This window comes from Alcanivorax sp. 97CO-5, from assembly GCF_000524665.1.
GTDB classification, from domain to species: domain Bacteria; phylum Pseudomonadota; class Gammaproteobacteria; order Pseudomonadales; family Alcanivoracaceae; genus Alcanivorax; species Alcanivorax borkumensis.
Genome location: NZ_KI965905.1, coordinates 118,698 through 130,519, shown reverse-complemented (window position 1 = coordinate 130,519; position 11,822 = coordinate 118,698). Strand labels below are relative to the sequence as shown.

Annotated in this window: 11 protein-coding genes; 9 read left to right on the top strand and 2 right to left on the bottom strand. The window is 54.6% G+C overall.

Annotated features, from left to right (window positions below):
- Positions 1–9 precede the first annotated feature (9 nt).
- From Y017_RS12235 to Y017_RS12220, 4 genes are all read left to right on the top strand, one after another.
- Positions 10–615, top strand: a complete 606-nt coding sequence (locus Y017_RS12235; protein WP_035461107.1) for a PepSY-associated TM helix domain-containing protein — start codon at positions 10–12, stop codon at positions 613–615.
- 32 nt (positions 616–647) lie between these two features.
- On the top strand, positions 648–1,139 hold the full coding sequence (locus tag Y017_RS12230) for a DUF2271 domain-containing protein (RefSeq protein ID WP_035461106.1): 492 nt from the start codon (positions 648–650) through the stop codon (positions 1,137–1,139).
- 25 nt (positions 1,140–1,164) lie between these two features.
- Entirely contained in the window at positions 1,165–1,977 is an 813-nt protein-coding gene (locus tag Y017_RS12225) for a DUF4198 domain-containing protein (protein ID WP_035461104.1), read from the top strand.
- 230 nt (positions 1,978–2,207) lie between these two features.
- On the top strand, positions 2,208–3,863 hold the full coding sequence (locus Y017_RS12220) for a DEAD/DEAH box helicase (protein ID WP_011588976.1): 1,656 nt from the start codon (positions 2,208–2,210) through the stop codon (positions 3,861–3,863).
- A gap of 150 nt (positions 3,864–4,013) precedes the next feature.
- On the opposite strand, the gene Y017_RS12215 is transcribed toward Y017_RS12220, so the two are convergent.
- Complete coding sequence (locus Y017_RS12215) at positions 4,014–4,229, bottom strand: dodecin (protein WP_011588977.1); 216 nt, start codon at positions 4,227–4,229, stop codon at positions 4,014–4,016.
- Between the two features lie 336 nt (positions 4,230–4,565).
- Positions 4,566–5,282, bottom strand: a complete 717-nt coding sequence (locus Y017_RS12210) for a nitroreductase (protein ID WP_011588978.1) — start codon at positions 5,280–5,282, stop codon at positions 4,566–4,568.
- A gap of 61 nt (positions 5,283–5,343) precedes the next feature.
- Between Y017_RS12210 and Y017_RS12205 the strand changes: the two genes are divergently transcribed.
- The 5 genes from Y017_RS12205 (at position 5,344) to Y017_RS12185 (ending at position 11,751) form a co-directional block, all read left to right on the top strand.
- Complete coding sequence (locus Y017_RS12205) at positions 5,344–5,847, top strand: DUF1643 domain-containing protein (protein ID WP_011588979.1); 504 nt, start codon at positions 5,344–5,346, stop codon at positions 5,845–5,847.
- 53 nt (positions 5,848–5,900) lie between these two features.
- Positions 5,901–6,353: a DUF3429 domain-containing protein gene (locus tag Y017_RS12200; protein WP_011588980.1), complete on the top strand. Its 453-nt coding sequence runs from the start codon at positions 5,901–5,903 to the stop codon at positions 6,351–6,353.
- A gap of 129 nt (positions 6,354–6,482) precedes the next feature.
- Positions 6,483–8,846, top strand: a complete 2,364-nt coding sequence (locus Y017_RS12195; protein ID WP_011588981.1) for a fatty acid cis/trans isomerase — start codon at positions 6,483–6,485, stop codon at positions 8,844–8,846.
- Positions 8,847–9,223: 377 nt separating this feature from the next.
- Positions 9,224–10,531, top strand: a complete 1,308-nt coding sequence (locus tag Y017_RS12190; RefSeq protein WP_035461102.1) for an acyl-CoA dehydrogenase family protein — start codon at positions 9,224–9,226, stop codon at positions 10,529–10,531.
- A gap of 14 nt (positions 10,532–10,545) precedes the next feature.
- Positions 10,546–11,751 (top strand): acyl-CoA dehydrogenase family protein, encoded by a 1,206-nt coding sequence (locus Y017_RS12185; RefSeq protein WP_011588983.1) that lies wholly within the window; start codon positions 10,546–10,548, stop codon positions 11,749–11,751.
- Positions 11,752–11,822 lie beyond the last annotated feature (71 nt).

Below are 11,822 nucleotides of genomic sequence, written 5' to 3'. Positions count from 1 at the left end.
AGCCACTCCGTGAACAAGAAACGCAAAGCCTTTTGGCTGAAACAACTCCACCAGTGGCACTGGGTCACCTCCGCCATCTGTCTGATCAGCTTGGTGCTGTTCAGCCTCACCGGCATCACCCTTAACCATGCCAGCCAGATCAGCGCCGAACCGGTAATTCGTGAACATCAGGACACGCTGCCCACCGAGCTGCTATTTCAGCTCGCAGACCAAACCGGCGGCCAACTGCCCGCCGCCGTTCAGCAATGGCTGGCACGGAAAATGGACCTGCAGCACACCGATGGAGAGCCGGAATGGGCAGCCGATGAAATTTATCTGCCCATGCCCCGGCCTGGTGGCGATGCTTGGCTTGCGATTGATATGAGTGACGGGGCGATACTCGCGGAAACCACGGACCGTGGCTGGATTGCGTTTTTTTATGACCTGCATAAAGGTCGCCACACCGGCACGGTGTGGATTTGGTTCATCGATATTTTTGCCATCGCCAGCCTGCTGTTTGCGTTCACCGGGCTTGGGCTAATGATGCTTCATGCTAAACGGCGGCCGGCCACCTGGCCGGTCACTTTGGCGGGGTTAGTTCTCCCCTGGCTATTGATCATTTTTTTCATGCATTAAGACCCGACATTCAGATAAGGAAGAACATTTTCATGCGCTTGCGTTATCTCGCCCTGCTTCCCCTGCTAACCAGCCAGGCCATGGCTGATACCTTTTCTGTAGAGGTGGAAGTGCCGCGTTTGAGTGTCGCCGAATATCATGCTCCCTATGTGGCCTTCTGGGTGGAAAATGTTGACCGTAGCACCCTAAAACCACTGGGCCTGTGGTACGACGACCAGGAAAAATGGCTCAAAGATATTCGCCAGTGGTGGCGCAGAACCGGCCGCAGCCAGTCGGCGCCCTACGACGGTCTCACTGGCGCCACCCGCTCTCCTGGCACTCACACTGTGGACTTTAGTGATGTGGACGCACTTAAATCCCTGCCCGCCGGCGAATACACCTTGGTGGTAGAAGCAGCCCGAGAAGTCGGTGGCCGCGAAGTGCTGAAATTACCGTTCCAGTGGCCGGCCGGGGAACGCCCTCAACAGCAGCAAGTAATAGGCACCGACGAACTGGGTACTGTCACCCTCACCGTCTCTCAATAACACCGACTACTCAAGGAGCGCCACCATGACCCGAGTCCGTTTCCCTAAAGTTGCACTGGCCGCATTGGTGCTGGCCACAGCCCTACCCGCCCATGCCCACAAGCTGTGGTTACTGCCCAGCCACACCACCGTTTCTGAGCCCCAGTGGATTACCGTTGATGCCAGCATCTCCAATGAAATTTTTGGTTTCGAGCGAGCCTACCCTGTCGATGGCATGGAAGTGACCGGCCCGGATGGCAAGCCAGCCACCGTGGATAACGCCATGAAAATGCACACACGTAGTGTGTTTGACGTACAGCTGGAAAAGGAAGGCAGCTACCGGATCAGTGTGGCGCAACCCAGCTACTTTATCTCCTACGAGATCAACGGTGAGCGCAAACGCAGCCGCGGCAAAGATGCGGATACGATGCTGGCCGAAGTGCCCAGCGGGGCCGATAAAGTAAAACTGCGTGAGGTTCTCAACCGTTTGGAAACCTATGTCACCCTAGGGGCGCCAAACGAAACCGGCCTGAAGCCCACCGGCAAGGGCCTGGAACTTGAGTTACTCACTCACCCCAACGACCTTTACGCGGGCGAAACCGCTCAGTGGAAACTGCTGGTCGATGGCAAGCCGACCTCCGGCCTCAAGGTAGAACTGGTTCCGGGTGGAACCCGCTACCGTGACAGCCAAGAAAGCTGGTCCGTGACCAGCGATGATAAAGGCATTGTCAGCATCCAATGGCCTGCCGCTGGCCGTTACTTCCTGGAAGCGGGCACAAGCGACAAAAACGTTAGCAACCCCAAAGCCACGGAACGCTACCTGCAATACCTCGGCACCGTTGAAGTGCTACCGATGTAACCCCCTCCACATAGAAGTTTGCCGGGTTTGCTTTACCCGGCTTCCGGCTGATTCCGATCGCTGCCTGCTCAGAATCAGCCGCTCTATTTTTTCACCATCACGAACACAGCACCCCCTCTGCGCTAACAGCAACTGGCGAAAAAACGTGCAATTTCAACCCCACCTATGTATACTCCGCCGTCCTCGCCGACCCATGCTCGGCTCCTCCCCTCCTAATTCATAGGTACTACATGTCAGATTCCCGTTCCGGGTTCGCCTCTTTAGGCCTGCCCGAGGTTCTGCTCACTGCGATCGCCCGTCAGGGCTTCGAGCAGCCTTCGCCGATTCAGGCGCAAGCCATCCCGCTGTTGCTGGATGGACACGATCTTCTGGGCCAGGCACAAACCGGCACAGGTAAAACGGCTGCGTTTGCATTGCCCCTTTTGGCCCGTCTCGATCCGTCTCTGCGTGAACCGCAGATGCTGATCCTGGCCCCAACCCGCGAGCTGGCTATTCAGGTTGCCACTGCGTGTGAAGAATTTGCCAAAGACATTAAAGGTCTGCAGGTTCTGCCCATTTACGGCGGTGGAGAATACCGCACCCAGCTGAAAGGCCTGCGCGGCGGCGCCCAGGTGATTGTCGGCACCCCCGGCCGCGTTATGGATCACATGGACCGCGGCTCCATGAAGCTAAACAATCTGAAGGCTCTGGTGCTCGACGAAGCCGATGAAATGCTTCGTATGGGCTTCATCGACGATGTGAAATGGGTACTTGAGCGTACTCCGGATGATTGCCAGCTGGCGCTATTCTCCGCCACCATGCCGCCGGTCATTCGCAAGGTTGCCGACCAGCACCTCAAGCAACCCAAACTGGTTCGCATTGATAATGGCGGCGCCACCACTGGCACCACCATCCGCCAGCGTTACTGGCCCGTCGCGGGTTTGAACAAGCTGGACGCCGTGTGCCGGATTCTGGAAGCAGAAGAACACGATGCGGTGTTGGTTTTCGTGCGTACCAAACAGGCGACACTGGAACTGGCCGAGCAGCTCAACCGCCGCGGCCTGCGTGCCGAAGCCCTGAACGGCGATATTCCCCAGCAGCAGCGGGAAAAAACCGTACAGCGTCTGAAAGACAAGCGTTTCGACCTGCTGATCGCCACCGATGTGGTTGCCCGTGGCCTAGACGTGCCGCGCATCACCCACGTGGTGAACTACGACATGCCCGGCGACCCGGAAGCCTACGTGCACCGCATCGGCCGTACCGGCCGGGCCGGTCGCCAGGGTGACGCCATCCTGTTTGTGGCTCGTCGTGAGCAACACGTGTTGCGTCAAATCGAACGCATTACTCGCCAGTCCATCGAAAAGATGGCGCTTCCCTCCGTTGATGACCTCAATGCCAAGCGGATTGCCCGCTTTCAGGAGCAACTGGCCGGGTTCACCTCTGGAGCCAACGTTGATGAAGCCCGCGCGCTGGTGAATCAACTACGTGACGCCATGGATATCAGCGACAATGACATGGCGGCCGCACTGGCCACCATGATGTTCAAACGCGAACCGTTGATTCTGAAAGAACCCAAGATGGTCAAAGAACCCCGCCGTCGCGAATCCGCCCACGTGGGTGGCCGTCGCGAAGACCGTAACCCGCGCAACCGCGGCGACAAAGGTCGCACAGACAAAACCATGCGTCGCTACCGGATCAAGGTAGGTCACGATCACGGTGTGAAGCCGGGCAATATCGTTGGTGCCATTGCCAATGAAGCTAAACTGCCTAGCCGCCTGATTGGTCCAATCAAGATCCATCAGGACCACAGCACCGTGGAATTGCCAGAAGACCTGTCTCCAAAGCAGTTGCACGTTATCCGTACCGCGCGGGTCTGCCAGCAGGCTCTAGACCTAGAAATGGTATAAAAAAGAGAAGCAGCAAGCTTCACGCTGCACGGCAACACAAAGCCAAGTTATGCTTGGCTTGAGCTGCCCAGCCAGCACCACGCTGGGCTCTCTACAAAAAAACCGCACCCTTTCGGGTGCGGTTTTTTTGTAGCTCGTGCTTGTCGCGATTCAGGAGCCGGAAATCCTGAACCCTACTTTCAGGGTCACCTGATAATGCCCCACCTTTCCATTTTCAATATGGCCACGGGTTTGCGTTACCTCGAACCACTCCATTAGTTCCAAGCTTTCATTGGCCGTTACCAACGCATTCTCAATGGCATCTTCAATCGTGGTACGCGAAGACCCAACAAGTTCCACTTTCTTGTAAACATGATCATCAGACATGACTGCTCTCCTTTTCGGCACATGTTCCGTTGAGTGTGAGCGACCACGCCCTAGTTTAAGCACGCCGCCCTCCATCTACTTTCATCTGTGGCATCGAAATGGGCAGATTACAAGGGAAGACCCATGTCTAGTCGATCAAAAAAACAACAACACTCCATTGAAAGGCCCCGCGAACATCCTTCAGCGCTGAAACTAAAACAGTCGATCATTTTCTATTCATTGAGGAGAACCAGCGATGGATATGCACAAGATGACACCTTGGCATTGGCTTCATCAGATTGGATGCGGGTTTGTAGTCTATCTATCTACCCCAAATCGTTCAGAGCAACTCCGCCATTATTTTTTTGGCACCAATAGTGCCTCCAGCGGCTGACGTTCCGGTTTGAACTGGTTGATGGTTTCATCCGCTTCATAGCCCAGCGACATGCCACACAATAATTTATAGTTTTCCGGAATATTAAAATGTTTTTCCAAGGGCGACCGCCAAATTGCCAAAGCCCCTTGGGCACAGGTTGCCAACCCGGCATCCGTGGCCGCTAACATCAGGCTTTGCAGAAAAATGCCCGCATCCAATGCGCTGTAAACATCTAGCCCTTCATGGACAAAAATAAACACCGCCACCGGCGCATTAAAGAAACGGAAGTTTTCGCGCATCTGCTGATGGCGAGCCTGCTTATCGTCACGCTGAATGCCTAACAATTCATATAACTGATAACCGGTGGCACTACGGCGTGGCTGCAAGTCTTTGGGGTAATCGGTAACCGGTTTGAAATCACCGTCCGGCATGCCTTTTTTAGTCACCATGGCCTTGAGCTGTTTGAATTTAGAGCCCTTCGCTAGGTCCATTAACTCATCAAACATAGGGGGCAATGTTTGCCGCAAATCCTCCAGCACCTCGCCCTTCGCCACCGCGATCTGATAAGGCTGGGTATTGGACCAACTCGGCGCCGAGGCGGCAGTGCTGAGCAGTTTGTTCAGCACCTTTTCGCTTACTGGCTGGTCGGTAAATGCCCGTACACTATGGCGCCGGGCCATCACATCTTTAAATTCCATACTCTTAGCCTGTTTAAGTGCCCTTAGCCTTCACTGTGCCAGAGATTTATAATACGCAGCCATGACCAAGACAGCCGATAATCTGCAACGTCACGCCAACTTTTCACGCTGTGGACAGTACCGCTATGCGCTCTGGCGCCAGTGGGGGGAAGGTGATGATTTTATGCTGCTGATTGGCCTCAACCCCTCCACCACTGATCCCCACCAAGACAACCCCACCATTCGTCGCTGCATGGGCTTTGCCCAGGACTGGGGCTACTCAGGACTGTGCGTGGCCAACCTGTTCGCATATCGGGCAACTTACCCAAAGGATCTATTTTCTGCCGCAGACCCCGTGGGCCCACAAAATGACGCCTGGCTACGCCGCTTGGCCCGTCAGGCCGACCTAGTCGTGGCGGCTTGGGGCAACCATGGACGCTTTAACGACCGCGCCGTGCAGGTGGTCCGCCAATTGCCTACCATGCATTACATTCGCCTTAATCGCTCCGGGGAGCCGGCACACCCGCTATACCTCCCCCGCCACCTGAAAGCCCAACCCTGGGTTGGCTACCCCTCCTTGCCTTAACCTTCACTCTGCATCATCGATAATAGAAAAAACCATCCGTTGGAATCGACACTGTGCGCACACGTCAGGAAAAAAATATCCGTCGTGCCAAAGCCCTGTCCTACTCTGGACTTATCCCCTTTTATGGCATGGCTGGGCTATCTTGGTTTGCCCAAACCGGCAGCTGGGCACTGCATGCTCTGGCCACCTACTCCGCCATTGTACTGGCCTTTCTCGGCGCCATTCATTGGGGCAGGGCGCTCGATAAAATGCCCTACAGCAACCAGTACCCAACACTACTATTTGGTCTGATACCGGCGTTATTGGCATGGCTTTCCCTGCTACTTCCGTTGGAACTATCGCTGCCCATGCTCGCCGCCGGGCTTATGTTCGTGTGGGGCACAGAACAGATGGTATTCAATGACACACTCCCCACTTGGTATCGACACCTAAGGCATCAACTCACCGCCGCCGCCGTTATCGCCGTCCTGATCGGTTGGGCTGCCACTATGTTCTGGATGCTATAAAGGGCGCATTGCTTCTAACCGCCAATTTTCGGCTTTTTACAAAACAACAGATGCTGATAGGGGGCCAGCCATGGCCGGCTCTGTCCGCCCCCGCTACACTGTCAATCCGTTATAGGGAGATTCGGGAATATGAAAAACCATTGGGATTCACATGGCCCCTTTTCACTAGGGATATTGTTCTTTTTGCTTTGCGCTCTGTCTGCACCGGTTACCAGCGCCCCGCTCCCTCCCAAGTACCTCACCAATACCTCACCCAATTACCATGACGACATTCATCCTATTTTCGAAAAGAAATGTTTAGCCTGTCATGGCTGCTATGACGCCCCCTGCCAATTGAAACTTGAAGCGGTAGAAGGCCTAGACCGGGGGGCCAGCAAGAAAAACGTTTACGATGGGGCTCGTACTCAAACCATCTCCCCAACGCGCTTGTTCAAGGATGCACAAACCACGGCACAATGGCGTGACAAGGGCTTCTATTCTGTCATCGACAGCACCTCTGGCCTGCAGGATTCTTTGCTTTATCAAATGCTGGCGTTAGGAAAAAAACACAGTTTTAAACCGAACCAGAAACTTCCAGACGATATTGTCTTGGGCCTAGCTCGGCAGAACGAATGCCCCGCACCAGATGAATTCGATGACTATGCCGAAAGTCACCCCATGGAAGGCATGCCATTGGCGGTCGCAGGGCTGACCGACAGCGAATTTACGACCATCCGTCAATGGTTGGAGCAAGGGGCCCCTTTGGAGCCTAAAATAATTACTCCCACCAACGAAGAGCAGCAACTGATTGCCGACTGGGAAGCTTTTCTCAACCAAAGAGACCTAAAACACCAGCTGGTGGCCCGCTGGCTATACGAACACCTTTTTCTTGCCCACCTGTACCTGGACAAAGGTCAAGACAGCAAGCCGGCACATTTTTTTAAACTTCATCGCTCTAGCACCCCTCCCGGGGAGCCGATTAAGCCAGTAGCCACCGATCGCCCCAATGGCATGCCACCGGAAAATTTCTGGTACCGTATTGCACCTGTGCCCGGCACCTTAGTGCACAAAACACACATTACCTTTGGCCTAGCCAAGGACAAACTGGCTAGGACCAAAGAGCACTTCTTCAGCACTGACTGGAGCGTGGAAACGTTACCAGGCTATGGCTACGAACAACGTGCCAATCCCTTTGTTACCTTTTCCGCTATCCCAGCCCGGGCCCGCTACCAGTTTATGCTGGATGAAGCCGAATACTTTGTTCGTACCTTCATTCGCGGTCCGGTTTGTCGCGGGCAAGTAGCCACCGATGTAATTCGCGATCATTTCTGGGCCGTGTTTCAGGCCCCGGAACAGGACCTTTACATCACCGATAACAATTACCGCGCGCAAGTCAGTGATCTGTTGGGCTTACCCGGTCAAGACGATGACCTATTGGCTTTAGGGCCACAGTGGCTCAAGTACAGTGAAAAACGTAACGACTACCTGAAAGCTCGCAAACAGGCCTATGGCACCAATAAACCCAAAGGCCCAGATTGGGATTCATTGTGGGATGGCGATGGGGATAATCGCAATGCACTACTAACCATCTTCCGTCACCACGATAACTCCTCGGTACGCAAAGGCCTGATCGGCGACTTGCCTTTAACGACCTGGGTGATGGATTACCCGTTATTCGAACGCAGCTATTACAACCTAGTGGTGAACTTTAATGTTTTCGGATCCGTGTCCCATCAGGCGCAGACTCGCCTCTACTTTGATCTGATCCGTAATGGCGCAGAACAGAACACGCTCCGCTACCTCCCAGCAAAACTGCGCCAACTCGTGTTGGCCAACTGGTATCAAAACACCGGGAAACTGCGGTTGGCGATCAGTTATGAATCCGTAGATACGGATCTGCCCACGAGTATCCAGTTCGATACCAGCACCCCAATGAACGAGTTCAACAATAATCTGCTGATTAAATTTGCCAAACTAAACGCCCGCCCAGACCCGATAAACCGTTGTGACGGTGAAAACTGCCAACGGCCCAATGTCTCTGCCTGGAAACAGGACGCAGACCACATCCTCAGCAGTATCTCTTCACGGCGCGCGGCCAACCTGCAAGCCGTCAATTTCATGCCGGAAGTCAGCATGATCCACGTAAGGGGCAACAAGGGTGAACAGGAAATCTATTCCTTATTCCGAAACCGGGCACACACCAATGTCGCGTTCATGATGGGTGAATCTCTGCGCTACCAACCGCCACTGGACACCTTAACCCTGTATCCCGGCGTCTTGGCGAGCTATCCCAACTTCATGTTCCTGGTGCAGGAAGATCAGCTGCAAGCTTTCGTTACTCAAATGGAAGCGGTGAAAACGGAGAAAGATTTTACCGAACTAGTGGATGCCTATGGTATTCGCCGCACTCACCCTGAGTTTTGGCAATACTTCCATGCGCTGAACCAGTATCTGGAAAAGCACGAGCCAACCCAGGCTGGCATTCTCGATATGAACCGGTACGAAAACCTTTGAAAAAACTGCATCAGCAGCAATAACAAGACCACGCGGGAGGGATGAGTGCCATACGGCAGCTGCCCTCTCCGTGTGATCTAATTGAAAGTAACACATTGAGCAGGAGACATTTTTCCTCCGAAAAAAACAGATTGCCGTGCTTATTCCGCAATCTCTGCCGTAAACGGCTTTTGCTTTTTTCTTTAAAACAACACATCTAATGTGGCCCGCTACTATTGCCCCTTACCTCCCATACCCTCTAATCCTACCAATGGCTAGGCCTGTGGCGCCGGGCTGTTGCCACTATGCCCGGCCAGCCAGTCACACTGGTCAATGTGGCTCTGCCCCATCTCGCCATAATCGAGTGCAATCCATAGACACAACAATGAGGTTTCACCATGGCGAGAAATGCAGTGGGGTATGCGCTAACCGCGCTTAACCGCCTGGCCTGCTCGGAAGTACTCGACAAGATCGGCATGCGCAAAAGTGTCGAACGGCTTGCCTACACCCTCACCAAAAGCGGGTTCCAGGTACTCACCACCACCGCCCGTGCGTTCAAATCGGCTAGCTCAGGCAACAAGCCCCAGCGCCTGGCCGCGCCCGGCCATACCCGCGATCTGTTCGACCTTGGCATTACCGACGAACAACAGATGATCCGCGACAGCGTTCAAGGCTTTGCCATGGACGTGCTGCGTGAGCAGGCCGAACACGCCGACGCCGCACAGCAGACTAGTGATGAGGTTATTGGTCAGGCTCAAGAGTTGGGCCTTAACTTCTTCGCGGTACCGGAAGCGCTCGGGGGTGCAGCCACCGAGAGATCCACCGTTACCAGCATGCTGCTGGCAGAAGACCTGGCCCACGGCGACATGGGCCAAGCGGTAGCGATTCTTGCTCCCATGGGCGTGGCCAATGCCCTGACCCAGTGGGGCACCGCGCAGCAACAAGACAAATATCTAAGCAGCTTCGCGGAAGAAAATCCGCCCAAAGCTACCATTGCTGTATGCGAGCCGCGTCCCTTGTTCGACCCAATGGTGCTGGCCACCAGCGCACGCAAAGATGGCAACGATTACATTCTTAACGGGGAGAAATCTCTGGTGCCATTGGCGGCCGAAGCAGAAATCTTCCTGATAGCGGCACAAACCGATAGCGGCCCGGCTGTGTTCATTGTGGAAGGTGGCAACGACGGGCTCACTGCCGGTAACGATCCCTCCATGGGCATCCGCGCCAGCAGCCAACGCCCACTGAAACTGGACGAGGTCCGCATCCCAGCAGACAACCGTTTGGGCAATGACGATTTTGATTATCGCGCTTTTGTAGATCTGGGCACTCTAGCCTGGTGTGCCATGGCCATTGGCACGAGCCAGGCGGTACTCGATTACGTTGGCCCCTACTGCAACGAACGCACCGCCTTTGGCGAACCCATCAGCCACCGTCAATCTGTGGCATTCATGATCGCCGATATGGCCATCGAATTAGATGCCATGCGCATGCTCACCTACCGCGCCGCCAGCCGTGCCGAACAGGGCAAAAGCTTCCAGCGAGAAACCCACCTGGCGCGCACCTTAGTCAAAGATAAAGCCATGAAAATCGGTACCGACGGCGTGCAACTGCTCGGTGGCCACGGCTTCACTAAAGAGTACCCGGTGGAACGCTGGTATCGGGATCTGCGTGCTGTGGGTATCGCCTTCGGCGGCCTGCACCTGTAAGGAGGGAGACAACCATGAATATTGAAATTCCCAAGAAGTTTAAACCCCTAATTAACAACGCCTATCAGGTAGCCCAAAGCACTCTCCGTCCGCTGTCGCGCAAGTATGACCGCGGTGAGCACGAATATCCGAAAGAATTGGATATGCTCGCCTCGGTATTGGATGGCTTTAACGAAGGCGACCCGGCCAATTCCGCTGGCGCCGCCACCACCGGTAGCGGCAAGGTTCAAGATGACGGCAGCGTCAAAAATGGCGCTAACATGGGCGTATGCTTGGGTGCCATGGAAATGTGCTACGGCGATACCGGCTTCCTGTTGGCCATGCCCCGCCAGGGTCTAGGTAACGCGGCCATCGCGGCAGTAGCCAACGACGAACAACTGGAACGCTTTAAAGGCAAATGGGCCGCCATGGCCATCACCGAGCCCGGCTGCGGCTCCGACTCCGCAGCCATTCGCACCACCGCTAAACAGGACGGCGACCACTACATTCTCAATGGTGAGAAAATTTTTGTGACCTCCGGAGAACGTGCCGACTGCGTGGTGGTATGGGCCTCACTGGACCCAAAACTGGGCCGCGCGGCCATCAAGTCTTTCGTCGTAGACTGGGGCACCCCGGGCATGGAACTGGCACGCCTTGAGAAGAAGCTCGGCATCCGTGCTTCCGACACCGCAGCGATAAATTTTGTGGACTGCCGGGTACCAGCAGAAAATCTGCTCGGCACCCCGGAGATCGACACCAAGAAAGGCTTTGCGGGTGTCATGGAGACCTTCGACAATACACGCCCGCTGGTGGCGGCCATGGCCATTGGTTGTGCCAAGGCCTCCCTAGAGCGCATCAAGGAGTTACTCAAAGACAGTATCAACTACGATTACAGTAAACCGGTAGACAACTGCTCCGCAGTAGAAGCGGAAATTTACAAGATGGAAGCTGACTGGGAAGCGGCCTACTGGCTTGCTGTGAAGGCGGCATGGATGGCCGACAATAAGAAAGCCAACACCTTGGAGGCCTCCATTTCAAAAGCCAAGGCTGGGCGTGTTGGTAATGCCATTACTTTACGCTGTGTGGAATTAGCAGGCAGTTTGGGTTACACCGAAGATGAACTGCTAGAAAAGTGGGCCCGTGATTCAAAAATCCTAGATATCTTTGAAGGCACCCAACAAATTCAACAACTCGTTATCGCTCGCCGTATATTGGGGCTTAGTTCCAAAGAATTGAAGTAACATTGCCCGAGCAATACCTTCTGATAAAAAGCCGTTTCTGATATTAGTCAGAAGCGGCTTTTTTGATTAAC